General features: G+C 30.1%; 27 protein-coding genes. 14 read left to right on the top strand and 13 right to left on the bottom strand.

Annotation, left to right across the window (positions count from 1 at the left end; translation table 11 throughout):
- The first annotated feature begins 22 nt into the window (after positions 1–22).
- Together C7447_RS14425 and C7447_RS14420 are read left to right on the top strand one after the other, a co-directional pair.
- The gene (locus C7447_RS14425; RefSeq protein ID WP_148871227.1) at positions 23–559 is read left to right on the top strand and encodes a hypothetical protein; all 537 of its coding nucleotides are present in this window, start codon (positions 23–25) and stop codon (positions 557–559) included.
- 2 nt (positions 560–561) lie between these two features.
- On the top strand, positions 562–1,017 hold the full coding sequence (locus C7447_RS14420) for a hypothetical protein (protein ID WP_148871226.1): 456 nt from the start codon (positions 562–564) through the stop codon (positions 1,015–1,017).
- A gap of 29 nt (positions 1,018–1,046) precedes the next feature.
- Here the strand turns inward: C7447_RS14420 and C7447_RS14415 are convergent, their stop codons facing one another.
- The 8 genes from C7447_RS14415 to idi all read right to left on the bottom strand — a co-directional run bounded on the left by C7447_RS14415 (position 1,047) and on the right by idi (position 5,855).
- Entirely contained in the window at positions 1,047–1,244 is a 198-nt protein-coding gene (locus C7447_RS14415) for a hypothetical protein (protein ID WP_148871225.1), read from the bottom strand.
- A 142-nt stretch (positions 1,245–1,386) separates the two neighbouring features.
- On the bottom strand, positions 1,387–1,653 hold the full coding sequence (locus tag C7447_RS14410; RefSeq protein WP_148871224.1) for a hypothetical protein: 267 nt from the start codon (positions 1,651–1,653) through the stop codon (positions 1,387–1,389).
- Positions 1,654–1,674: 21 nt separating this feature from the next.
- On the bottom strand, positions 1,675–2,304 hold the full coding sequence (locus C7447_RS14405) for a CatA-like O-acetyltransferase (protein ID WP_148871223.1): 630 nt from the start codon (positions 2,302–2,304) through the stop codon (positions 1,675–1,677).
- Positions 2,304–2,996, bottom strand: a complete 693-nt coding sequence (locus C7447_RS14400; RefSeq protein ID WP_148871222.1) for an HAD family hydrolase — start codon at positions 2,994–2,996, stop codon at positions 2,304–2,306. The genes C7447_RS14405 and C7447_RS14400 overlap by 1 nt, the downstream gene beginning before the upstream one ends.
- Positions 2,989–3,723 (bottom strand): 3-deoxy-manno-octulosonate cytidylyltransferase, encoded by a 735-nt coding sequence (kdsB, locus tag C7447_RS14395; protein WP_148871221.1) that lies wholly within the window; start codon positions 3,721–3,723, stop codon positions 2,989–2,991. The genes C7447_RS14400 and kdsB overlap by 8 nt, the downstream gene beginning before the upstream one ends.
- A 205-nt stretch (positions 3,724–3,928) precedes the next feature.
- A complete protein-coding gene (locus tag C7447_RS14390; RefSeq protein ID WP_148871220.1) occupies positions 3,929–4,909 on the bottom strand; it encodes a type I phosphomannose isomerase catalytic subunit in 981 nt (326 codons plus the stop codon).
- Entirely contained in the window at positions 4,910–5,323 is a 414-nt protein-coding gene (locus C7447_RS14385; RefSeq protein ID WP_148871219.1) for a 6-pyruvoyl trahydropterin synthase family protein, read from the bottom strand.
- Entirely contained in the window at positions 5,316–5,855 is a 540-nt protein-coding gene (idi, locus tag C7447_RS14380; protein ID WP_211354930.1) for an isopentenyl-diphosphate Delta-isomerase, read from the bottom strand. The genes C7447_RS14385 and idi overlap by 8 nt, the downstream gene beginning before the upstream one ends.
- A gap of 111 nt (positions 5,856–5,966) precedes the next feature.
- Here idi and C7447_RS14375 point away from each other — a divergent pair, with 111 nt between their 5' ends.
- The 8 genes from C7447_RS14375 to C7447_RS14340 all read left to right on the top strand — a co-directional run bounded on the left by C7447_RS14375 (position 5,967) and on the right by C7447_RS14340 (position 14,177).
- Positions 5,967–6,662: a peptidylprolyl isomerase gene (locus tag C7447_RS14375; RefSeq protein WP_148871218.1), complete on the top strand. Its 696-nt coding sequence runs from the start codon at positions 5,967–5,969 to the stop codon at positions 6,660–6,662.
- 110 nt (positions 6,663–6,772) lie between these two features.
- Positions 6,773–8,362, top strand: a complete 1,590-nt coding sequence (locus tag C7447_RS14370; protein ID WP_148871217.1) for a peptide chain release factor 3 — start codon at positions 6,773–6,775, stop codon at positions 8,360–8,362.
- Positions 8,355–9,989: a hypothetical protein gene (locus tag C7447_RS14365; RefSeq protein ID WP_246143088.1), complete on the top strand. Its 1,635-nt coding sequence runs from the start codon at positions 8,355–8,357 to the stop codon at positions 9,987–9,989. The genes C7447_RS14370 and C7447_RS14365 overlap by 8 nt, the downstream gene beginning before the upstream one ends.
- A gap of 26 nt (positions 9,990–10,015) precedes the next feature.
- Positions 10,016–10,945 (top strand): peptidylprolyl isomerase, encoded by a 930-nt coding sequence (locus tag C7447_RS14360; RefSeq protein WP_148871216.1) that lies wholly within the window; start codon positions 10,016–10,018, stop codon positions 10,943–10,945.
- A 233-nt stretch (positions 10,946–11,178) separates the two neighbouring features.
- Positions 11,179–11,865 carry an energy transducer TonB gene (locus tag C7447_RS14355; RefSeq protein ID WP_148871215.1) on the top strand — a complete coding sequence of 229 codons (687 nt, stop codon included), beginning with the start codon at positions 11,179–11,181 and terminating at the stop codon, positions 11,863–11,865.
- Between the two features lie 164 nt (positions 11,866–12,029).
- Positions 12,030–13,088: an energy transducer TonB gene (locus tag C7447_RS14350; RefSeq protein ID WP_170246060.1), complete on the top strand. Its 1,059-nt coding sequence runs from the start codon at positions 12,030–12,032 to the stop codon at positions 13,086–13,088.
- Positions 13,089–13,371: 283 nt separating this feature from the next.
- Complete coding sequence (locus C7447_RS14345; protein ID WP_148871213.1) at positions 13,372–13,839, top strand: Mpo1 family 2-hydroxy fatty acid dioxygenase; 468 nt, start codon at positions 13,372–13,374, stop codon at positions 13,837–13,839.
- On the top strand, positions 13,839–14,177 hold the full coding sequence (locus C7447_RS14340) for a tRNA-binding protein (protein ID WP_148871212.1): 339 nt from the start codon (positions 13,839–13,841) through the stop codon (positions 14,175–14,177). The genes C7447_RS14345 and C7447_RS14340 overlap by 1 nt, the downstream gene beginning before the upstream one ends.
- A 27-nt stretch (positions 14,178–14,204) precedes the next feature.
- Here the strand turns inward: C7447_RS14340 and C7447_RS14335 are convergent, their stop codons facing one another.
- Complete coding sequence (locus C7447_RS14335; RefSeq protein ID WP_148871211.1) at positions 14,205–14,360, bottom strand: YqaE/Pmp3 family membrane protein; 156 nt, start codon at positions 14,358–14,360, stop codon at positions 14,205–14,207.
- Positions 14,361–14,909: 549 nt separating this feature from the next.
- Between C7447_RS14335 and hglS the strand changes: the two genes are divergently transcribed.
- The 4 genes from hglS (at position 14,910) to C7447_RS14310 (ending at position 20,312) form a co-directional block, all read left to right on the top strand.
- Positions 14,910–16,337, top strand: a complete 1,428-nt coding sequence (hglS, locus tag C7447_RS14325; protein WP_148871210.1) for a 2-oxoadipate dioxygenase/decarboxylase HglS — start codon at positions 14,910–14,912, stop codon at positions 16,335–16,337.
- Between the two features lie 92 nt (positions 16,338–16,429).
- A complete protein-coding gene (locus tag C7447_RS14320) occupies positions 16,430–16,903 on the top strand; it encodes an Lrp/AsnC family transcriptional regulator (RefSeq protein WP_246143087.1) in 474 nt (157 codons plus the stop codon).
- Positions 16,896–19,793 (top strand): FAD-binding and (Fe-S)-binding domain-containing protein, encoded by a 2,898-nt coding sequence (locus C7447_RS14315; RefSeq protein WP_148871208.1) that lies wholly within the window; start codon positions 16,896–16,898, stop codon positions 19,791–19,793. The genes C7447_RS14320 and C7447_RS14315 overlap by 8 nt, the downstream gene beginning before the upstream one ends.
- Positions 19,794–19,862: 69 nt before the next feature.
- Positions 19,863–20,312, top strand: a complete 450-nt coding sequence (locus tag C7447_RS14310; protein WP_148871207.1) for a hypothetical protein — start codon at positions 19,863–19,865, stop codon at positions 20,310–20,312.
- Between the two features lie 74 nt (positions 20,313–20,386).
- Here the strand turns inward: C7447_RS14310 and C7447_RS14305 are convergent, their stop codons facing one another.
- From C7447_RS14305 to C7447_RS14290, 4 genes are all read right to left on the bottom strand, one after another.
- Positions 20,387–21,256, bottom strand: a complete 870-nt coding sequence (locus tag C7447_RS14305; protein WP_148871206.1) for an OmpA family protein — start codon at positions 21,254–21,256, stop codon at positions 20,387–20,389.
- 144 nt (positions 21,257–21,400) lie between these two features.
- On the bottom strand, positions 21,401–23,386 hold the full coding sequence (locus C7447_RS14300; RefSeq protein WP_148871205.1) for an OmpA family protein: 1,986 nt from the start codon (positions 23,384–23,386) through the stop codon (positions 21,401–21,403).
- A 13-nt stretch (positions 23,387–23,399) separates the two neighbouring features.
- Complete coding sequence (locus tag C7447_RS14295) at positions 23,400–24,320, bottom strand: PorP/SprF family type IX secretion system membrane protein (RefSeq protein ID WP_148871204.1); 921 nt, start codon at positions 24,318–24,320, stop codon at positions 23,400–23,402.
- A gap of 22 nt (positions 24,321–24,342) precedes the next feature.
- Positions 24,343–25,932, bottom strand: a 1,590-nt coding sequence (locus tag C7447_RS14290; RefSeq protein ID WP_148871203.1) for an Ig-like domain-containing protein, incomplete at its 5' end; no start/stop codon positions are given.

The raw sequence follows: 25,932 nt of genomic DNA, 5'->3' as shown, positions 1-25,932 counted from the left end.
AAAAAAATTAGTCTTAGTAATAATGAAAAATGAATTAGAAAATAGTGTTAATTATATCACCCAAAAGACTGGGAGAAAATCAGGTTTTTCTGTTCCTAAAAATTATTTCAACGGAATTGAAGATGATTTTCTTGTGAAGTTATCAGAAGAGCAACTTCCAAAGAAAACAACTTTTGATATTCCTAAAGATTATTTTTCAAATTTAGAAAATGAAATTTTAGCAAAAGTTTCTATAAAAGAACCTAAAGTAATTTCATTTCGAGACAGAATTTTTAAATTTATTCCTTTAGCTGCTGCGGCTTCCATAGTTTTATTTATAGGATTCTATTTTCTTAATAATCAAAATAACTCAATAACTTTTGATGATATTTCATCAACTGATGTAGAAAATTGGTACGATAGTATGTTAGGATATTCAAACAATACAGAACTAGCTTTTGCTTATGACGTTTCAGATTTTGATGAAAGCGAACTATCCGTAGTAACTATAAATGATGACGTTATAGAAGATTATTTTAATTCTATAGACAACTCAACTTTATTAAATGAAATTCAATAATAATGAAAAAAACAATACTCATATTATTAACCTTAACTCTTTTTAGTATAACTGCAAATGCACAGTTAGGAAAAGGAAGAGAAAAAATACGTGCTTATAAAGTCGCTTATTTAACAGAACGATTAAATTTAACTTCTAAAGAGGCTGAAAAATTTTGGCCCTTATATAATAACTATGATAAAAAAAGAAAAGAGCTTTTTCTTTTAGAAAAGAAAGAAGTAAAAAATAAGATTAAAGAATCTGATGGTATTGATAATTTAAGCAATGATGAAGCTAAAAACATCATTAAAAAAATATACAATTTACAAGAAGCACAACATGAAAACAGAATAGCTTTTCAAGAAAATTTATTCAAATTTTTATCTCCTAAAAAAATTCTCTTATTAGAAATTTCTGAACATGAATTTAATAAAAAATTAATGAGCAGGCTTCGAGAAAAAAGAGGTTTTAGAAAATAAAAAAGGAAGCTTAAAGCTTCCTTTTTTATTTAGTTTTTTACTAATGCCATACAAACATAAAGTTCAGGTTTATTAGCAGTAAATTCTTTTAACCAAATGGTTAGTTCTTCTATTTCGTAAGGTAGTAATCTATCTAATGCTTTTGCTAATTCTTTACAGAACAACTCTACATTAAAACTTACTTTTTTGAGTACAGTTTTGGTGTACTCAAACATAGCTCTTGCCATATTATTCTTTTTTTTGGGGATTAATTAGTATTTGTTTGCGAATGTAAATTACAAAAATAAACATTAAGTTGTATGTTAAATTTATGACAAAAAAAAACGACTTCGTTAAGAAATCGTCTCTAATTGTTTTAAAATAAGTAAATTATAAAGAATTTACTTTTTCTACTAATGCAGTTGCTTTACTTTCTAGCTCAGCACTAATTGATTTAAAATGTGCTTTTTTGTTCTCAACATTTTTAGCATGCACTTTAGATAATAATTCATCGAAAGTTGCAATAGCTTCATCAATAATCGCTTCAGATTTTTTAGAATCATCTTTAGGATTTAACAATTCCCATACGTAACACTCTTCAATAATATCACCTAAAGTGTAATTAATATCTTTCTTTAAATTTTTTACGCTTGACATAATTTTAATTTTGATGCAAAATTAGTTGAATTTATTTAATTCGTACTGAAATTTATCAAAAAACTGTCCTACATGATATCCATCAACCAACGAATGATTTACTGTTATTGCTACAGACATTGTCTTTTTACCATGTTCTTCTACAACTTTACCAAATGCTAACTGCGGAACACTATCATCACTATTTCCTGAAAAAGGTTCTTTATGTCCTGTAAAATTTAACCAAGGAATTGCAGAACAATGAATACATCCTAATGAGTATTTAGGCGGAAATAAATTTGTTGAACTTAATATTCTTTCTTTTTCTGATTGAAAATTTGCATTAAAAACATCAAAATCTTCTGAAAATTCTATAAAAGAAAACCCAAAAGTAGTATCTTTTCTTGCTATCGTTGCGGATGCGTGAACTACATCATAAATAGCTACTTTATCATCTTCAATCCTATACTTTAAATTTTCTACAGAATTAATTGCCTTTATACATGCATGCAAATACCTTATAAAAAAAGAAGTATTTGATATTTTAGAAAGTTCATGCGTTTTTGTAACATCAACAGAGACAACAATTCCAAAATTTTGATCTGCAAGCGTTCTAAAATGATTAAACAACTCTTTTCTGTTCCAATTTTCAATATCTAAATATGATTTCATTATAAAACCTCTAAAACTTCTTTAATATTTGATATTGTTTTGTATTCAGCTGCATCTTCTTGTTCTTTTGTAACTTTTTCATGAGCCCAAGTTGTATGGAAAGGAACATGTATAGCAGAAGCACCTAATTCTAATAACGGCAACACATCAGATTTTAAAGAATTACCTATCATTAATAATTGATCTGGATTTATATCTAAATGCTTTATTAATTTTTTATAATCAGCAACTTTCTTTTCGCTCATCACCTCAACATGGTGAACGTACTTTAGTATTCCTGATTTTTCTAACTTGCGTTCTTGATCTAACAAATCTCCTTTGGTTGCTACAATTATTTTGTATTTCCCTTGAAGTCCCTCTAAAACTTCTTCTACTCCATCTAGCAATTCAATTGGTTTATCTATCATCGCTTTACCAATATTTAAAATTTGCTCAAGTTTTTTAGGGTTAATTTGATAATTAGACAACTCCAAAGCACTTTCAATCATAGACAACATAAATCCTTTTACTCCGTAACCATAATAGGTTAAGTTCTCTATCTCTGTTTTAAAAAGCTCTTGATCTATTTTGTTAGCTGTTTCATAACTAGACAAAAGTTTAGCAAACTCATTTTCTGCATCTCTAAAATACGTTTCGTTTACCCAAAGAGTATCATCGGCATCAAAAGCAATTACTTTTATATTCTTATACATTTTTAATAAACTTTAAAGCTTTTTTATAATCTTCTGGAGTATCGATACCGATAGATTCCACAGAAGTTTCTATCATTTTTATTTTTTTACCTACTTCTAAATAACGGATAGCTTCTATTTTTTCAACTGCTTCTAACGGAGTCATTGGTGTATGGTAAAAGTCGATTAATGCTTTTTTACGAAATGCATAAACTCCTTTGTGTTTAAAATATTTCACATCAACATCATGGTCACGCTGAAAAGGAATTACACTTCTAGAAAAATAAATAGCAAAATTATTTTGATCTGTAATTACCTTCACATTATTCGGATTCTCAATATCAACTTTATCGGTAATTTGAACTTTTAACGATGCTAAATCAATTTCCTTTAAAGAATCTTTTTCAAAAGCTTCAATTAATTTAGTTAGCGAAACAGTATCTATAAAAGGCTCATCTCCTTGTACATTCACAACGATATCAACGTCTAAATTTTCAACCGCTTCTGCTATTCTATCAGAACCACAATCGTGTTCTTTTTTACTCATAATAGCTTTACCGCCTGCAGAAATTATTTCAGAAAAAATAATATCTGAGTCTGTAACCACATACACCTCATCAAACAACTTCGTTTTTACTGCACTTTCGTAAGTTCTAACTATTACAGATTTTCCTCCTAAATCTTTCATGAGCTTACCAGGAAAACGAGTTGCGCTATAACGTGCTGGTATCATAGCTATTATCTTCATATTTTAGTTATTTTGTTATTCAAAGATACATATTTATATATTCTGAAAATAGCGTTTAAAAACTATGAATTACGCAAAACTTTAACGCTATAAATACTAAATTGGTTTTGTCGCTGATTTTAAAGTTGTTATGTTTGAGATAACTTCTTTAGTAAGTTAATTTGGTTTGTTTGTTTAAAAAGCTCAAGTGTAAAACTTGAGCTTTTTATCTTATATATACTTCTAGTAATTCTGAAGTTTTTATCGGATTGACTTTAAACTCTTTGATACTCGCTGGTACTAATAAAGTTTCTCCCATTTTAATCTTTTCTTTCTCATTTTGATAAGTGAATTCTACTTCACCTACTACACACATATAAATTACGAAACAGTCTTTGTCTTTATGATTTACAGAAACTGTTTTTGAAATTGGTAAAATATTCGTTGTAAAATAGGGACAAGAAACTATTGTTGATGATTGATTCTCTTTCTTTTCGTAATCTGTTATATAAGATTTTTGTGCTGTATAATCTATGGCACCTATAGCTTCTTCTGTATGTAAATCACGGTAATTACCCTCAGAATCTTGACGATCCCAATCATAAATTCGATACGTAATATCTGAAGTTTGTTGGATTTCTGCCAACAAAACTCCTGCACCTATTGCATGAACCCTTCCTGTTGGAATAAAATAAACATCGCCTTTTGCTACTTCATCGATATTTAAAATTTCGGTAAGTGATTTATTTTCTAAATGATGTAAATATTCTTCTTGATTTGTATCCTTTTTAAAGCCAACAATTAAATTTGCCTTTTTATCAGCCTGCATTACATACCACATTTCTGTTTTTCCAAAAGAATTATGGCGTTTTTTAGCTAGCTCATCTTGTGGATGTAATTGAATACTTAATGCTTCTTTAGCATCTATAAACTTTATAAGTAGTGGAAATTTATCCCCAAAGTGTTTATAAACCTTCTTACCTACTAAATCAGATTTATAAGTTTTAATAAGGTCTTTTAAATTATTTCCTTGTAAATCTCCATTCTTTACAATTGAAGTATCTCCTTCTACATCTGAAATTTCCCAACTTTCTCCAATATCTTTTCTATCAGAATTTTTATTGAGTAAACTCATTAACTTTTCTCCTCCCCAAATCTTATCTTTTAAGATGGGTTCAAACTTTAAAAACTGATCGATTTTTTTCATTTATTTACCTGAATAACTTACAAAATTACGTGGTGTTTCATATAACGTTATTTCCATATCTAAATTAGATGGAATATGCTTTCTTAATTTATTATAGATTACTACAGAAATATTTTCGGCTGATGGATTCATTTCCTTGAAGTCTTCAACATCTACGTTTAAATTTTTATGATCAAACGCTTCCTCTATTTCAACTCGAATTAATTCTTTTAACATTCCTAAATCATAAACATAACCTGTTTCTTGATCAATTTCTCCAGTCAAAGAAACAATCAGTTCGTAATTATGACCATGATAATTTGGATAACTACATTTATTAAATACTTCAAAATTTTTCTTATCCGACCAATCTTTTCGATATAATCGATGCGCAGCATTAAAATGTGCTTTTCTATGTACAGTAACTCTAGGCATTTTTATTAAACTTAAAGTTAGCTATTTTATCGTACGACTTTTTAAATATAATTTTAAACCAAGCGGTGTATATTTCTGGTTGCTTTTCAATATCGTTCTTCACTTCTTCTAATGTCATCCATTTATAAGCTTCAACTTCCTCTTTATGTATGTTAGGGTTATCATTGAAACTTCCTATCATTACATGATCAAATTCATGCTCTGTTAGACCATTATTAAAAGGTGCTTTGTAGATAAACGAAAAAACTTCTTCTAACTCGCAACTAAACCCCATTTCTTCTTGTAAGCGACGTTTACCTGCCTCTATATTCGATTCTCCCTCTCTTTGATGCGAACAACAAGTATTTGTCCACAATAAAGGTGAATGATATTTACTAGCTGCTCGCTGTTGTAACATTAACTCATTTTTGTCATTAAAAATAAAAACGGAAAACGCTCTATGCAGTAAAGCTTTTTCATGAGCCTCCATTTTAGGCATTAATCCGATTTGGTTATCTTGCTCATCTACTAAAATTACTTGTTCTTCGATCATAAAACAAATGTACTAAAATCACCTATCAAAAAAACGATCTTTTATAAAACTATACGATATAAAGTATAACAATAATCTATATTAGCAGTCTTTAAAAACAATTTCCTTTTTATGAAAACTCATAAATTTCTACTACTTTTTTTAATCATAACAACACTTTACCACTGTAAAGAAGAAAAGAGATTACCCCAAAAAAAAACTATTAACCCTCCTAAAAACATTGTTGCCAAAGAAGAAAAACAAATTATAAAAGCTTGGGATAGCTTAAACAGACAAAATACAAATGTTTTTTTAACTGAATACGGTAAACAAAATAAAGAAACTATAGTTCTTATTAAAACTGAGCTAGGAAATATTAAACTTCGTTTATTTAACGATACTCCATTACACAGAGCTAGTTTTATCTTCTTAACAAAAATTGGTTATTTTAATACAACTGTCTTTTATAGAATTGCTAAAAACATGGCTATTCAAGGAGGAGACTCTGACAGCAAAACAACAGCTAATATGAGAAATAAATATAAAAATTATTTATTAAAGCCTGAAATCAAAAAAAATAGAAAACACAAATATGGTGCTTTAGCTGCCGCCAAACAATTTGAAGACAATCCTGATAAATTATCCAGTCCTTTCGATTTTTATATTGTTCAAAACAAATATGGTGCACATCACTTAGATGGTGATTATACTGTTTTTGGAGAAGTTCTCTCAGGATTTTCTACTATACATAAAATAGCAAAAGTAGAAACAACTCCCGATGAATGGCCTTTAGATGATATACTAATGACCATAGAAGTTCTCGAATAAAAGACTAGTTTTATAAACTATTTAATTAATTTTAAAAGAGCAAAATAGCCCACTTCCTATTTTGCTCTTTTTCTATTTAAAACGTACCTTTGCACGTTCAAAATTTATAGATGAGTTTTTTAAAGGAAATACAAAGAAGAAGAACATTCGGGATTATATCGCATCCGGATGCTGGTAAAACGACTTTAACTGAAAAATTATTACTTTTTGGTGGAGCTATTCAAGAAGCAGGTGCTGTAAAAAGTAACAAAATTAAAAAAGGAGCTACGTCCGATTTTATGGAAATCGAGCGTCAACGTGGTATTTCTGTTGCGACTTCTGTATTGGCTTTCATCTATAAAAATAAGAAAATTAATATTCTTGATACTCCTGGACATAAAGATTTCGCAGAAGATACTTTTAGAACCTTAACTGCTGTAGATAGTGTTATTGTTGTGATTGACGTCGCTAAAGGGGTTGAACCGCAAACAGAAAAATTAGTTGAAGTTTGTAGAATGCGTAACATCCCTATGTTGGTTTTCATTAATAAATTAGACCGTGAGGGAAAAGATGCCTTTGATTTATTAGATGAAGTTGAGCAAAAATTAGGTTTACGTGTAACTCCTATGAGTTTTCCTATTGGAATGGGTTACGATTTTAAAGGAATCTATAATATTTGGGAAAAGAAAATCAATTTATTTTCTGGTGATCATAAAACAACAATTTCAAAAGGAGTGCAATTTGATGATGTAGCAAATCCTGAATTAGATAAAATTGTAGGAGAATCAGCAGCTAATACTTTACGTGAAGAGCTAGAATTAGTGTATGAAGTCTATCCAGAATTCAATCAACAAGAATATTTAGAAGGTAAATTACAACCTGTATTCTTTGGTTCTGCTTTAAATAATTTTGGTGTTAAAGAATTGTTAGATGCCTTTATTGAAATTGCACCACAACCACAACCCAAAAAAGCTGAAGAGCGTTTGGTAGATTCTAAAGAAGAAAAACTAACAGGTTTTGTATTTAAGATTCACGCAAATATGGATCCTAAACATCGAGATCGTTTAGCTTTCGTGAAAATTGTTTCAGGAACTTTTAAGAGAAACGCCCCTTATTTACACGTTCGTAACGGTAAAAAAGTAAAATTCTCGAGTCCGAATGCCTTTTTTGCAGAAAAAAAAGAAATCATAGATGAATCATATCCAGGAGATATTGTTGGTTTACACGATACAGGGAACTTTAAAATTGGTGATACACTAACAGAAGGAGAAATTTTAAACTTTAAAGGAATACCTAGTTTCTCTCCAGAGCATTTCCGTTATGTAAACAATGCAGACCCATTAAAAGCAAAACAATTATATAAAGGATTGGATCAATTGATGGATGAAGGTGTTGCTCAGTTATTTACAATGGACATGAATGGTAGAAAAATTATCGGAACTGTTGGTGCACTTCAATACGAAGTAATTCAATATCGTTTAGAACATGAATATGGTGCAAAATGTACCTATGAAAATATTTCAGTTCATAAAGCTTGCTGGGTACAACCAGAAGATTCTAAAAATGAGGAATTTAAAGAATTCAAACGCGTAAAGCAACGTTATTTAGCAAAAGATAAACAAGGCAAGTTAGTATTTTTAGCCGATTCTGCTTTCACTATTCAAATGACACAAAGTAAATATCCATCTGTAAAATTACATTTTACCAGTGAGTTTGAGTAAGACAGAAAACAATAAAGGTATTGTCTTTAATAGGAATGAAGCAACCTTATTAAAAAGATTACTTCACTCCGTTCGTAATGACGTCTTTTTATCTTGGTTTTTAATTCTTTTATCTTGGTCTTCCTTTTCGCAAGAAAATATTTCAACCTTAAAAGGAAAAGAACTCAATAATAAAGTTCGTTTGAATTTTATTCCTGTTTCTATGCCTTCGGATGATTTTCCAGAATTAAAACCAACTATGGGTTTAACCGGATTGCATTATCAAGTACCTTTTAACGATTGGCTGTATAGTGGTGTTGCAATTCATTTTGCAGTTACTGGTGATCAAGGAGGTTTATTTACGCTGGGAACTGAATTAGGTATTAATAAACAACTTTATAAAAACTTATATTTTGATGCTAACTTCCATTTTGGCGGAGGTGGTGGATACAGAAAATATGTAAACGATGGAGCTTTTATCAATACCAATATTGGTTTACAATACAAACATAAAAACTATTCGGTGGGAGTTCAATATAGTTATATCGACTTCTTCTCTGGAAAAATTAAAGATGATGCTATTTCAGTTTTTATTGAAATACCAAGTGTTTTGCGCTTAACGGATTATGACAATGCTCACAAAAATTTTATAGCAACGAACCTTTCAAATGACAACTTTTGGCAGAAACCAATTGTCAAAAATGCACAACAAGTCCGTTTTGACTTCTTTCGTCCTTTCGGAAAATCTAAAAAAGACAATGGCACAAAACTTGACGAAACCTTATATGTGTTAGGTTTTGAATATCAGAAATATATAAATAAAAAAACCTTTGTATTTGCACATACCGATGCTATATACAAAGGTTTACGTGCTGGCTTTATGGATTTATTTTTTGGAGCAGGTTATCATCCTTACCAATCAAAGTATATCAACTTATCTATAAAGTTTGGTATTGGTGCTGCTGGTGGTCGCGTAGCTCCTGAAGGTGGTTTAACCATGTATCCTTCTGCAGGAATTGACTTAAAGCTAGCTAACAATTTCGCTTTAAGCGGGCACGGTGGTTATTACAGAGCGTTAGATGGTGATTTGGAAGCTTACACTATCGGTTTCGGCATCAAATATTTTGGATTAAATGGAGGAACTCAGAATTCTTCCGAAGAAAACATTTCCTATTTTAAAACGCAAGGAATTACGGTTAGTTTAGAAAATCAAACCTATTTTGAAGTTGCTAAAACAGATGATCCAAATGATATTTTATCCGTTGATTTACAGTTATTAGCGCTTCAGTTTAATTATGATATTACTAAAAATATCTATTTAATTGGTGAAGCTGGTTTTGCCTATGGAGGAAGATCTGGTGGATATGCACATGGATTAGCAGGCTTAGGCTTTAAAACAAATCCTTTTTTTAAAAATAAACTGACTGGTTTTATTGATTTAGTTGGAGGCGCCGCTGGTGGTGCCGGTGTAGATACTGATGAAGGTATTGTTATGAGACCAACCGCTGGTTTTAATTACGAATTAGCTAATGACTTTTCAATTACAGCATCGGGTGGTAAATTATATTCTCCATTTGGTAATGTAAACGCAACAAACATAAATATCGGATTAAGTTTCAGTTTTGCTACTTTATCCGTATCAAAATAAATAAGAATAGAATTAAAATTAAGAAAATGAATAACGGAATTTACGCAAAGTTCACTACTCCAAAAGGAGATATTTTAGTGAATTTAGAATACGAAAAAACACCAGGAACTGTAGGTAATTTTGTTGCTTTAGCAGAAGGAAACTTAGAAAATTCGGCAAAGCCACAAGGAACACCTTATTATAACGGATTAAAATTTCACCGTGTAATTCCTGACTTTATGATTCAAGGTGGTTGTCCACAAGGAACAGGAACTGGTAATCCTGGCTATAAGTTTGATGATGAAATTCATCCTGATTTAAAACATGATGCACCTGGTAAATTATCTATGGCAAATGCAGGACCTGCCACTAATGGTTCTCAATTTTTCATCACGCATGTTGCAACTCCATGGTTAGACGGTAAGCACACTGTTTTTGGAAGTGTTATTGAAGGACAAGATGTAGTTGATACTGTTGCTCAAGGAGATGAAATGCAAATAGAAATTGTTCGCGTTGGTGATGTTGCTGAAAAGTGGAACGCAGTAGAAGCTTTTAGAACTTTTGAAGGAGAACGTGAAAAGAGAGAAGCTGCTGAAATAGCAAAGCAAAAGGAATTATTAGACTCTGTAGCTGCTGGTTATGACGAAACTCCAAGTGGCTTACGTTACAAAATCTTACAAAAAGGAGAAGGAAAAAAAGCAACTAAAGGAGCAACCGTTTCTGTACATTATAAAGGTCAATTATTAGACGGAACTGTATTTGATTCTTCATACAAGCGTAAACAACCAATTGATTTTGCTATTGGTGTTGGACAAGTTATTGCTGGTTGGGACGAAGGAATTCAGTTATTACAAGTGGGTGATAAAGCTCGTTTAGTAATTCCGTCTAACTTAGCATATGGAGAAGCTGGAGCTGGAGGTGTTATTCCACCAAGCGCAACTCTAATTTTTGATGTTGAATTGATGGATGTGAAATAATTATTTCTCTCTATTATTTAAACATAAAATTATACTAGTTTAATTAAAAAAGGTTAGAACATTCTAGCCTTTTTTAATTAACTATTAAATAACGTTCTTAACTATAAATTTTATTCATCTTTACATTAATAGAGGAATTACAACAATAACCTAACTAAGTACTAATATTAGATTTACTTCAAAAAAATATAAACTTTCAATCTTTGCGTAAGAAATTTCAAACCCTTACCTAAATGAAAAATTATATTATTTTTACTACCCTTCTTTATTTTTTTTCTTTAAATAGTTTCTGTCAAAGCCAAAAAACATGTGATACTCCTGAAGAAGACATTATAGATCTTAACTCAATTTCTAAATGCTCAATAGAAGAGCTCAAAGATTCTGCAAATACTAGAAAAGTTACACTTAATGTTTCTTCTTATACTAAGAATAGATCTTCACACTATATTAGAAAAAGAAAAAAAGAAGCTACAAGCCTTAATAACACTAATGGTTTACAAAATGTTGTTGGAAATATTCTAGTTGAAAATTCAATAACAGAAAAATCCTTAAAAATTTCTTCACAAGAAGTACTTTTTTCTGTTGTAGATGAAATACCTTTATTTCCAGATTGCCATAATATGAAAAATGAAAAAAAAACAAAATGTTTTAATGATGAAATTTCTAATCATTTTGCAACAAACTTTTATCCAGAAAGAGCCTCTGACAATGGAATAAATGGAAAAGTTTTCATACAATTTGTTATTGACATAAAAGGTAAAGTCGTAAACCTTCAAGTTAGAGGACCTAAAAATGCAAATAGACTGGAAGAAGAAGTAAAAAGAGTTATTAATAAACTACCTTCATTTACACCAGGTAAACACAAGGGATTTCCAGTAAATGTAAAGTATAGTTTACCTATTAATTTTACTTTAGATTAACTAAAAAAATAACTTATTAACATTTGTTAAAAAAAAACATAAATGAAATTTATTATATGATTAAATTTTAGTACTTTAGTGGCGTAAATTAATCCCTAATCCCTAAAACTATGATTAGAAAAATACTTCTATTGATTGCTTTTGTAATATTTCAACAATCAATAATGTCACAAGCAAAAGGAACTTGTGATACACCTACAGATGATCCTGCATTAGATTTAAATAGTATTACAAAATGTTCTATTGAAGACACTAAAGATGATGAAACAAGTTCTTTGGCTTCTAGAAAATCTAAACGTGTTACAATACAAGTTTCTTCAAGAAGAAGAGTTGTACGAAAAAGAGAGGCAGTAACTGGTGTTAGTGATATGGGTAACTCTCACAAAATTGCTGATATTAAGAAAAAGGCATCTTTAGTAGGCTCTCTTGATTTAAATAGTGAAGATGTGGTTGAAAAAGTTCCTTTTAACTTAGTTGAAGAAATTCCTTTATTTAAATCTTGTGAAAAAGTAGCAATCTATGAGCAAGAAAAATGTTTTAAAGAAGAAATTTCTAATCATGTCAAAAAGAATTTTAGATACCCAGCTGACGCTTATGCTAAGAGTATTCAAGGTCGAGTTTTAGTTCAATTTGTAATTGACAAAACTGGAGAAGTTACAGACTTGAATATTCGTGGCCCATATAAAGGTGAAGAATTAGAAGAAGAAGCAAAAAGAATCGTTAGTAAGTTACCTAAGTTTAAACCAGGTAAACATAATGGTAAAGCTGTTAAAGTTAAATATGGTATTCCTCTTTCGTTTAGAATACCTGGAAAAAAACCTTCAAATGTTAAAAAGGCTGTTAAAAAAGTCGCTCTTGAAAGTACAAGTGTAATTAATTTTGCTGATGTTGAAACAATTCCACAATTTAAAGATTGTAAAGGATCTAAAGGTGATGGATCAGATTGTTTTAACCGAGAGTTAGTAAAGCATGTTGAAAAATACTTCTCTTACCCTCAAGAAGCTATTATTAACGATATAGAAGGAAAGGTTTATGCTTACTTCGTTATTGATAAAAATGGAGAAGTTATTAATGTACAAACTAGAGGCCCTAAAGGTGGTGAAGTATTAGAAGAAGCTGCTAAAAAATTAGTAGAAAAACTTCCTGATTTTCAACCAGGACTTCATAATGGTAAGCCTGCTAATGTAAAGTATGCTTTCCCAATTAATTTTAAATTAGACTAAAAAATATTTATATTTTAAGTATAAAAAAAATCTGTATTTAAATACAGATTTTTTTTATACTTAAAATTCAAAAACTACTCTGCTGTATATAGAAAGACTTAAATACCAGATTGAAAAAACTATATTGAAAATTAAACAGGATAATAATTTCCTTTTAGATTAAATTTTTATTCTAAACAGGAATATCTTCACACTTAGTTTTTTCTTTTAATCTCATATTAATAACTTATTTATTACTAAAAATTGGAAATAAAGAGTAAATTTAAGCTTTAAATTTATTTATATGAAAACTGCACAACAATGGTTTGCTGAATATGCTGTAAGTCATCAAAATGAAACAAATCAATTGATACACTATATATGTGTTCCTGCTATTTTTTTTAGTGTTATTGGTCTCTTAATGAGTATTCCATCTACCTTTTTAAAAAACATTTTTGGTTTATACAATCCTTTAATTGAAAATTGGGCTTTTATATTTGGTGTTGCTGTTTCTATTTTTTTTTATTTACGATTAGGTTTTTGGTATTTCATAAAAATGTTTTTCGTTATTTTATTGTCTATTGCTATGAATAATTGGATTAATAATTATACCAATCTATTTGTAGTATCCCTAGTAATGTTTACTGTAGCTTGGGTAGGTCAATTTTATGGACATAATATAGAAGGTAAAAAGCCTTCATTTATAAAAGATTTACAGTTCTTATTAGTTGGACCGTTGTGGGTAATTCAAAAATTAAGTAGTAATAAATAATGAAAGAAGAAATTACATTTGAGGATTTTTTAAAGGTTGATATTCGTATTGGAACTATTATCGAAATTAATGATTTTCCTAAAGCCCGTAAACCGGCCTATCAATTAATTATTGATTTTGGTGATTTAGGCATTAAAAAATCGAGCGCGCAAATAACTGATATATATACAAAAGAAGATTTGCTTAATAAACAAGTTACTTCAATTATCAACTTTAAACCACGTCAAATTGCTAATTTTATGAGCGAATGTTTGGTTTTAGGCATATATAATGAAGAAGGAAATGTGGTCCTTCTACAGTCTTCTAAAAAAACAAAAAACGGAGCGCAAGTTTCATAAACTCCTCTCCTATCAAATTTTTATTTATTATTTAGGATTATTTAAAATCACCAAAGCTCCTATTACACCTGGAATCCATCCACAAAGTGTTAATAAGAAAATGATTATAAATGAACCACATCCTTTATCGATAACGGATAATGGTGGAAATAAAATAGCAAACAAAACTCTAAATAAACTCATAGCGTATTATTGATTATATTAATAAGACGAACAAGACAACAATCTGTTACAAAAAAAAAGACCTTGTTAGAATCATCAAGGTCTTCATAATTATAATATAATCAATTATTTTAGTTTCATATCTGTACTTTCAAAAATCTTATCTGCAGAGCCTGTAATAAATCCTGAATATAATTCTCGTAACGGAAAGCAAATTCATAATAAAAACGAAGTAATTTCATTGCTTTTATAGATGTGTTATAGAAATCTTATTCAATAACATATTAAATTACTCTTATAGTTTTAATACAAACTCTTTGTAACTCCTTCTCCTAAAGTATAATATAAATAACAAAAAATATTAATTCTTAGTCTAACATTTTTTACATTGAAGTAAAGTCAAATTGATTTTTAAAGAACTTCTTTTTAATTAAAATTACTTTTTTTATTTTAAAAAAGATCTTTTTAAAACAAAATTAACTCAAAAATTATATTTTTAAAGTGAATTTTACTTTTAAAGACTAAAATAAAGATTAAATTCATTTATTTTGTGATAAAACTAAACAAATTATGTCATCAAAAGATACAGTGAAAAATTTAGATACTTCCAACGTATTTGTCTCACCAGAATATATCCGTAATCGCTTCTCTACCATTATGTCTGAGATGTATAAAAACGAAGTACCTCTTTATGGTAAACTACTTGATTTAGTACATGATATTAATAAAGATGTTCTTTCAAAATCTACAGAAATCAAAGAGCAATTAGCACATACTGGAGAAATTACTCGACTAAATATGGAACGTCACGGAGCAATTCGGTTAGGCAAACCGTATGAATTATTTACAATGAGACGTCTATTTAAAGTTATGGGAATGTATCCTGTTGGATATTATGATTTAGCAACAGCTGGTGTTCCTGTTCACTCTACAGCATTTAGAGCTATTGAGAATACAGCGCTTAACCAAGCTCCATTTAGAGTGTTTACGTCTTTATTACGTTTAGATTTAATTGATGATGATATACTTCGTACTAATGTTGAAACTATTTTAGAAAACCGTCAAATTTTTACAGAAAAAGCGTTAGAATTAATTAATAAATCTGAAAAAGAAGGAGGATTAAATAAAGAGGATGCTGAAAGCTTTGTTCAAGAAGCATTAGAAACTTTTCGATGGCATGATACTGCTACGGTAGATTACGAAATGTACGAAGCTTTACTTGGTCAACACAGATTAATTGCTGATGTAGTTGCTTTTAAAGGTCCCCACATCAATCACTTAACACCTAGAACTTTAGATATAGATAAGGTGCAATCAGGTATGGAAGCTCGTAATATTCCTCCAAAAGATAATATAGAAGGCCCTCCTGCAAGAAAATGCCCAATTTTATTACGTCAAACAAGTTTTAAGGCTTTAACCGAAAACGTAACCTTTAAAGATAACCTTGGAAAAGGGAAAATGGGTGAACACAAAGCACGTTTTGGAGAGATTGAACAACGTGGTGTGGCATTAACCCAAAAAGGACTAGACTTGTATAATGAATTATTAGGTAAAACGCGTAAAGCAATTGGTGGTTCTCCAACTACTGAAAACGCCTCAGAATACAACCAATTGTTAACAGAAAACTTTAAAGTTTTTCCTGATAATTATCAAGAGTTACAATCAAAAGAATTAGCCTATTTCCATTACTTTACTACAAATAAAGTAAAAAATATATCTAAAGATAAAGTATATACAAAAGCAGATGTAAACCAATTATTAGAAAACGATTGTTTAACGATAGAGCCTATGGTTTATGAAGACTTTTTACCTGTAAGTGCTGCGGGAATATTTGCTTCAAACCTAGGTACGGATGATGCAAAACGCGAGTATGAGGGAACTTCTAATCAATCATTATTTGAAAAAGATTTAGGCAAACCTGTTTATAATTTGATGAAATGGTATGAAGATATGCAAGAGGAAACCATTCAAAAATGCTTATCACAAATAAATACTTAATACAATATATAATCAAAGAGATTACTCATAAGGTAATCTCTTTTAAGCTTAAATTAGGCTCATTCTAACAAAAACATAATAAAATTATTCCTTTGAAAAATCAATTTGATTATATAGATCAGCAAATATTATTACAATTAAGAAGTGATGCTCGTAAAGCCTATTCTCAAATTGCTGACGAACTAAAAGTATCTAATTCACTTATACATCAACGCATAAAAAAATTAACAGATGAAGGTATTATAACGAATGCTGCTTTTGTGCTTGATGAGAAAAAACTAGGCTATAAAACCAAATCTTATACCGGTATTCGTTTACGAGAAGCTCGTTTTGCTAAAGAAGTAATGAAAGAATTATCTAAAATTAACGAAATTATAGAATGTAATTTTGTTTCTGGTAATTATGCGATTTTTATTCTGATATTTGCTAAAGACAATGAGCATTTACAAAAAATTTTATACGATAAAGTTCATTTAATAAACGGAGTTGCAGGTACCGATACCTTTATTTGTTTTGATACTTGTTTTAAACGAAATGTTCCAATTGATTCGCTAAAAAATGATTAACCATACTACTTTACAACAATTGAATGATTCTTTAACAGGAGAATTATTTTTTGATGATTTACACAAAAGTTTATATGCAACCGATGCCTCTGTGTATCGCAAGATTCCCTTAGCAGTAGCTTTTCCTGAAAATGTAAAGGATATTCAGCTATTAATTGGTTTTGCTACTAAAAATAATACCACATTAATTCCTAGAACAGCAGGAACATCTTTAGCTGGACAATGTGTGGGTGAAGGAATCGTAGTAGATGTTTCTAAACATTTTACTAGTATTTTAGCCTTTGATGAAATCAACAAAACCATTACAGTTGAACCAGGAGTAATACGAGACGATTTAAATAGATTTTTACAACCTTTCGGATTGTTTTTTGGTCCGAATACATCAACATCAAACAGATGTATGATTGGTGGAATGGTTGGTAATAATTCATCAGGAAGCACTTCCATTCAATATGGAGTTACACGCGATAAAGTTTTGGCTATAGATGCTATTTTATCTGACGGAAGTTTAGCTACTTTTTCTGAAATTTCATCAAATGAATTTAAACAGAAATCATTTCAAGATACCCTAGAAGGAAAAATTTATCAATCTATCTTTTTTGAATTGAGTTCACCAGAAACGCAACAAGAAATAAAAGGTCAATTTCCAAAGGAAACCATCCATAGAAGAAATACAGGATATGCCATTGATGAGTTTTTAACTTCAAATTTATTTGGAGGAACTGAATCAACCATCAATGTAGCAAAATTTTTATCCGGTAGCGAAGGTACTTTAGCATTTTCTACTGCTATTACTATTCAATTAGACGACCTTCCTCCTGCACATAGTATTATGGTTTGTCCACATTTTACAAGCGTAAATGAAAGTTTAAAAGCAACTGTTGTTGCCATGAAACATAACTTATTCACTTGTGAGCTGATGGATAAAGTGGTCTTAGACTGTACTAAAAGTAATCGTGAACAATCACAAAACCGTTTCTTCTTACAGGGAGATCCTCTGGCTGTTTTAATGCTTGAAGTTAAATCAGATTCAATTGAAAAAACTGAACAATTAGCTGATAAACTTATTAAAGATTTAAAAGAAAATAACTTCGGATATCATCATCCTAAAATATATGGAAATGATATTAACAAAGTGCTCGATTTACGAAAGGCCGGTTTGGGTTTACTAGGAAATATGATTGGTGATGATAAAGCAGTTGCTTGTATTGAAGATACGGCAGTCGATTTAAATGACTTACCAGAATACATCGAAGAGTTTTCTGCTATCATGGATAAATATCAGCAACGTGCTGTTTATTATGCACACGCTGGTGCTGGTGAACTTCACCTTCGTCCTATTCTAAATTTAAAGAAATCTGAAGATGTTATTTTATTCAGAAAAATAACAACTGAAACTGCTGAGTTAGTAAAGAAATACAACGGTTCGTTTAGTGGTGAACATGGAGACGGAATTGTACGTGCAGAGTTTATTCCGTTAATGATTGGTGAAAAGAATTATCAATTATTACGTAGAATTAAAAAAGCATTCGATCCTAATAACGTTTTTAACAAAGGAAAAATTACCGATGCTTTTCCGATGGATAAAAGCTTACGATATGAAATTGATAGAATTGAGCCGGAAATAAAAACAATTCAAGATTTTTCGGATAGTGAAGGGATATTAAGATTAGCAGAAAAATGTAATGGTTCTGGTGATTGTAGAAAATCACCAGAAGCTGGCGGAACTCTATGCCCGAGTTACAGGGCTACCAGAAACGAAAAAGATACAACTAGAGCTCGTGCAAATACTTTACGTGAATTTTTAACAAATTCAGAAAAGGCAAACAAATTCAACCATAAAGAATTAAAAGAGGTTTTTGACCTTTGTTTAAGTTGTAAAGCTTGTGCTAGTGAATGTCCAAGTAATGTTGATGTAGCTTCGTTAAAAGCAGAGTTCCTATATCAATACCAAGAAGAAAACGGCTATTCTTTCAGAAGTAAATTATTTGCTAACAATACTAAATACAATAAATTGGGGAGTAAATTTCCTACAATTACCAACCTTATAACTAATACTAGTTTAGCAAAAAAAGTGATGGGAGTTGCTACAGAAAGAAGTGTTCCTAAACTAGCTAAACAAACATTAAGTACTTGGTACAATAACCAACATGTAGCTAGCGGAGGAAAAAAAATATATCTTTTTAATGACGAGTTCACCAACTTTTACGATGCTGAAATTGGAAAGGATGCTGTTATTTTACTAAACAAATTAGGTTATAAAGTTGAAATAGCGAATCATGAAGAAAGTGGAAGAAGTTATATATCTAAAGGCTTTTTAAAGGAAGCTAAAGCTATCGCTAACAAAAATGTTGCATTTTTTAAAAGTTTGATTTCTGACGAAAATCCGCTAATAGGAATTGAGCCATCGGCTATTTTAACGTTTCGTGATGAATATATTCGTTTAGCTGATGATAAAACTGCCGCAGAAAAAATTGCTGAAAACACATTTACAATTGAAGAGTTTTTAGCTAAGGAATTTGAAAAAGGAAATATTAACACTTCTCTTTTTACAAATGAAACTAAAAAACTTAAAATCCACGGTCATTGTCATCAAAAGGCTTTGTCGAGTACACATGCAAGTTTTTCGGTATTGAACATTCCTGAAAATTATTCGGTAACAATTATGAATACGGGATGTTGTGGAATGGCAGGTTCTTTTGGTTATGAGAAAGAGCATTACGAAGTAAGTATGCAAGTAGGTGAAGATACTTTATTCCCAAAGATAAGAAGCTGTTCAACAGATACCGAAATTGTTGCTTCTGGTACAAGTTGCAGACATCAAATTTTTGATGGTACCAAACGTATTTCGAAGCATTCTGTTACTATTTTAAAAGAAGCATTAATATAACCTGTTGATTTACATTTAATTATTACGTATCTTTAAGGCAAAGGATTTTTAACTAAAAACTTCGGCCTTATGAGTACAACTAAAATAATATTAAAAAATGCCTTTTTAATTTATGCGGGTATTGTGGTATTTTTTATTTTGATGAAACTATTGGGTTTGGATAATGTTTCTGAACTTCGATTTTTAAATTTCATTTTTGTTTTATGGGGTGTAAATAACGCTATTAAAACAAACATGGAAAGCAATAAAGAAAATTTATATATTAATAATTTTTCTGTAGGCATAGCAACATCAGTATTAGGAGTTGCTTTTACAATTATTGGTTTAATGATTTATGTCGGTTTTATTCAACCTGATTTTATTACTGTTCTTGAAAATTCTTCCTTTTGGGGGCAAGGTTTAAATTTAACTAAAATGGTTTTTGCTTTAGCTATAGAAGGTATTGCATCGTCTGTAATTTGTTCTTTTATACTAATGCAATTTTACAAAAACTACAAAGTTCCTAAAGCAATTGCTTAAGAATTGAGTGAATAAAAATAAAACCTCCTACTTTAAGGATAAAGGAGGAGGTCTTATATTTAAAAATAGTCAACTTAGGGTTGGATGGTTTCATTTTGAGCTAGTAAACCAAAAAATTTATCAAGGTTTGGTAAAATTACAATTCTCGTTCTACGGTTACGTGCTCTATTTTCTTTTGTATCATTTTCAAATAAAGGTACTGAACTTCCTCTACCCGATGCTATTAATCTATTAGGAGGAACTCCGTAATTCTTTTCTAAAATACGTACAATAGACGTTGCTCTCTTTACACTTAAATCCCAATTATCTTTAATAACGGCATTATTAATTGTTCTAGAATCTGTATGTCCTTCAATCATTACATCCATACTAGGTTCTGAATTAATAACATTTGCTAATTGCTCAATAAGTTTATATGCTTTTCTTTTCACATTGTAGCTAGCTGTGTTAAATAATAAATTATCAGATACAGAAATCATTACTACAGTCTTATCAATATCTATATTAATATCGTCCGAGTTTTCCAAAGTAGAAGTATTAATCGATTTTTTGAGATTATAAGCAACTGCTACATTCATAGAGTCTTTCAAAGTTTTAGCTTTTGCTAATTCTGCTGGATTAACATTTTGTAACGTTTCACGCATTCGCTGTTTCAATGAATTAGATATTAAAGCTGTATTATCTACCATATCTAATTTTACGTTATTTTCTTCTTCTAAAGTTCCGTTCAGACTTTTTAATGAGTTGATTTTTTCGTTATAATCATCTACACGTTTCTCTATTTTAGCAAATTTTGCTTCTAATTCTTCTTTCTCAAGTGTTGTTTTTTGTAGATTTCCTCTCGTATCATTATATTGTTGTTCTAATGCTACATACTTTTTTTTGGACACACACGAAGACATCGTTAATACTAAAATCGTCAGGGGGACAACTATTTTTCTCATAATTAATTAGTTTTAGTTTTACTTTATAACGATGTATTAATATTTTTATTTTCATTAATTTCAATAAAAAACTCCAGTATAAATACTGGAGTTTAAAAATTTTAATTAATTACTATCTACTTATTTTTTTTTATCAATAATGGTCTATTTTTTGTTTTCTATATCTACTCCGCTTCCGCCTTTAACAATATAAAAATAAGAACGTCTATTTAACTGATGTTCTTCTTCTGTGCATTTTTTTCTATTGGCATCATCACAATTATTTAATAACTGATCCTCGCCATAACCAATAGCGCTCTCAATTCTATCAGGAGTTATCCCTCTAGAAATAATAAAATCTCTTGTAGATTTTGCTCTTCTATCTGACAGTTTTCTATTATATTCCTTCTCTCCTCTACTATCTGTGTGAGATTCTATTTTAATAATCATATCTGGATGATTATTCATTACTATTACAATATTTTCTAATTCGTATTCAGCATCTTCTCTAATGTCAGACTCATTGAAATCAAAGTAAATTGAATTAATTACAATTTGATTACCAATAATTAATGGAGCTAAAGTGAGATCTACATCTATTACTTTTCCTTTTTTCATAGTAGTCGTTATGTTATTACTATTTGATTTAAAATCTAATTTACTACTATGAACTACATACTTTCTATCTCCGCATGGCACTTCTTCTAATTTATAAGAACCATCTTCACTAGATACAACCTCTTTAACAACTTCTCCTTTAGAATCTATTAATTTAACCTTTGCAAAAGCTATTGGTGAATTATCGTGTTTACTTCTAATAATTCCTGTAATTGTTTGAAAACAAATTTCTGGTTTTGGATCATCATAAATAATAAAACTATAAATATCATCATCGCCTTTTCCTTTATCTCTATTAGAGGAAAAGAAACCTTTTCTACTTGATTTATCTAAATAAAATGAAAAATCATCTTTTTTACTATTAAAAGGATACCCTAAATTAACAGCTTTACTATACGTATTGTTTTCTAGTATTTTAGTTTGAAAAATATCTAACAAACCAAGACCAATATGTCCATTAGACGAAAAATATAATGTATTATCTTCTCCTACAAAAGGAAACATTTCTTTACCCTTTGTGTTTACAGTAGATCCTAAATTTACTGGCTCACTATAACCGTCTTCAGTAATATTAACTTTATAAATATCCGTTTCTCCAAAACCTCCTGGCATATCAGAAACAAAGTACAAAGTTTTTTCATCAATACTTAAAGCTGGGTGACCTATAGAATAATCATTATTATTAAATGGCAATTCAGTTACATCTAACCAATTTCCTTTATAGTATTTTGCTTTATATAATTTAAGATTTATAGTTTCTCCTTTATCTGATTTTAGTTTTTTTCCATCAAAATTAACGCGGGTAAAATACATCGTTTTACCATCTTTTGTGAAAACAGGAGTAGATTCGTGATATTGTGTATTTACTGGAGGGGGTATTAATGTTTTATATTCTAATTCTAACACACTATCTCTTTCCGATTCTTCTAATGGCATAATATAATTATTTGCCATATAAATATTTAAGAAAGGTTGATTATTCCACCTGTATAATTTTTGTTTTCTAGAATCTTTTGGTGCTGCTGATGCAAAATAAGTTTCATCACTGTTTATAATGAAACCACCAAAATCTGAATATGGTGTATTTATTGCTAAATTTCTTATACTTATTCTCTTTTCTTTGGTATTAGAATAATCTATAAAATAACTTTCGTTCTCAATTTCTTCCTTTAAACTACTCATCTTATCTTCTGCAGCTAACACTAAAAATAATGAATCTGATTTTTGGTATTTTCCGTTGCTTCTTAAAACTTGTGCATATTTAAACAAGTAATCCGTTTCTGTATTTTTAAAATTTTTTGTTAATTTATTATACCAGAACTCAGCTTTTTCAGTTTCTGCATTTTTGTAATAAGAATCTCCCAATCTTTTTAATATATATGCTGAACTGTCTCCTTTTTGGTAAATTGCTTCATATAATTTAGCTGCCCTTACATAAGAGAACTCATGATAATACCTGTCAGCAACTCTTTTACTTTGTGCAAAATTTTGCGTAGCAAATATAATTAACGCTAGAAGTATTTTTATTTTCATTTTTTATCCTCTTTTAGAAGAATCGTGGAGACTTCATTCTTTCTCGTCTAAAAATTTCATAACGTAACATGATTTCATGTGTTCCTGAATTTGCTACATTATAATTTGAAGTTGTTAAATCGTATGCGTAACCGATATGAAGTGCATCACTTGCTTGAAATCCTAACAAAACAGCAATAGAATCATCCCATCTCCACGCCAAACCAGCTCTAAATCTTTCTTCAAACAAGAAATTCCCTGAAATATCTAATGACAATGGTGCACCTGAAACAATTTTTAATAAAACTGCAGGCTTAAATTTTATACTTTCAGATAAATCAAAAACATAACCGGATATAAAGAAAAAATGTAATCGTTCTGATGCAATTTCTCCTCTAGGTCTATCATCATCATAATGTTCTTGGCTCAAAAAATTTGGTACAGATAACCCAATATACCATTCTGGCTCATAATAATAGATACCAGCACCTATTGTTGGTAAAAACTTGTTAGTTATATCTGGGAACTGTTCAGCGTCTTGAGTTCTTCCTATACTCCAATCAATATTTAATAATCGTCCTCCTAACTTCAATCCAAATGCTAAATTACCATCTTCTCCTGTTTCAATAGTATATGATACATTTCCATCAAAATAAAGTTCATGAGAAGGTCCAATTTTATCATTCACTAAATTAAAACCTAATCCTAAACCACTATAACCAATTGCTGTATCATAACTTAAGGTTTGTGTATCTGGAGCTCCTTCAAATCCTACCCATTGGGTTCTTCCAAGAGCAGTTATTACTGTGTGCCCTCTTGATCCAACATAAGCTGGGTTTACTGCCATAGTATTATACATATACTGAGTATATTGAGGATCTTGTTGTGCATGCATACTTGAAAACATACAAATGCACATTATTAAAACTAAATTTATTGATAAAAATGATTTCATCTCTTGTATTTAATTAACTCTATTATCTATTAATGTAAATCCAACCTTTTCTAACTGGACTTCCATCTCCTAAATCTAACACGTAAAAATATGTTCCTACTGGTAGTTGTTCATCTCTGTTTATATTTGCTCTACCATTAGAAATTCCTTTAAACACTACATCTCTATTATTGTATCCTCTTCCTATATACACGGTATTACCCCATCTATTAAATATTTCTAACACATTATTTTCATATTCTGGTTTATCGATACATTTAATAACTAAATAATCGTTTACACCATCATTATTAGGACTAAATTCATTATAAACTGTTATACATGGATCTGTTACACTCACTGTTACTATAGCTGTTTCTTCTGTAACTGTTCCATCTGCATTTGTAACTGTTACTATATATACAAAAGTATCAATTCCTACGAAACCATCGTTAGGAGTGTATGTTATTGTTCCGTCAGTATTAATAATTACCGAACCATTTTCTGGTTCATTTACTTCACTAACAGCTAGTGCATCCGTTGTAAATGTATCATTTATTAAAACATTTATTTCTACTGAGGCTCCATTTGTAGTTTCTGCTTCATCATCTATAGTGTCACTAATTGGATTTACTGTTATTTTTACTACACCTGTATTACAATTTGGAGTTGATGAATTATCACAAATTGTGTATGTAAATAAATCTGTACCGTTAAAATCTGCGTCTGGAGTATATGTAACTACATCATCACTCGGATCGTTTGGTGTTCCGTTTGGATCCGTAATCTCAACAATACCATTTACTGGCTCTGTAACTGCCAATGTACCACTTGTTGGTAAGTTACTATCATTTGCATAAATATCTATTACTACCGATTGATCTTCATCTTCATTTATAACTATTTCATCAAGAACTATTATTGTTTCATTATCTGATCTTGAATCTAAAACAATTATAGTCAGTATAGCTGTATCACAATTGGTAGGATTAACCTTTTCACATACTTGATATGTTAATGTATAAGTCCCTGCTGGTGTACCAGGTGCTATACTCGCAAATCCAGTCGTAGGATCTAATAATATAAAGCCTCCTATGTTTCCATCTACTATACTCCAATTCATATCATCCACAACGATTATGAATCCATTAAGTAAATCGTTATCTGCAATATTTAACGCATTTACTGCTCCATATTGAGAATAAATTGGAAATGCATTTGTATCATCATTTGCTATTATTTCTTCAACCAAAGAATCAACCGTTACCGTTACTGTTGCAGTTGAACAACTTGGTGTTGGCGTATCGTCATCACAAAGCGTATAGGTAAAGCTATCCGTTCCTACAAATCCTGTCGCTGGGGTATAAACAAACGTTCCGTCTCCATTACTAGTTACCGAACCTCCATTTGTACTGACTGCATCAAAACTCGTAATTGTAGCTCCGTCTACTACCGTATCATTGGTTAATACATTTCCTGTCGTTACTGATGTGTCTTCTGATGTAGTTGCCGCTGTTGGATCTGCTGCTGCTACTGGCGTTCCTTCATCGGTTACCGTTACCGTTACTGTTGCAGTTGAACAACTTGGTGTTGGCGTATCGTCATCACAAAGCGTATAGGTAAAGCTATCCGT

This window comes from Tenacibaculum adriaticum, assembly GCF_008124875.1.
Taxonomy (GTDB): Bacteria; Bacteroidota; Bacteroidia; order Flavobacteriales; family Flavobacteriaceae; genus Polaribacter; species Polaribacter adriaticus.
Note: the sequence above shows the minus strand (reverse complement) of the source record. Positions and strands in the feature narration are given on the sequence as shown.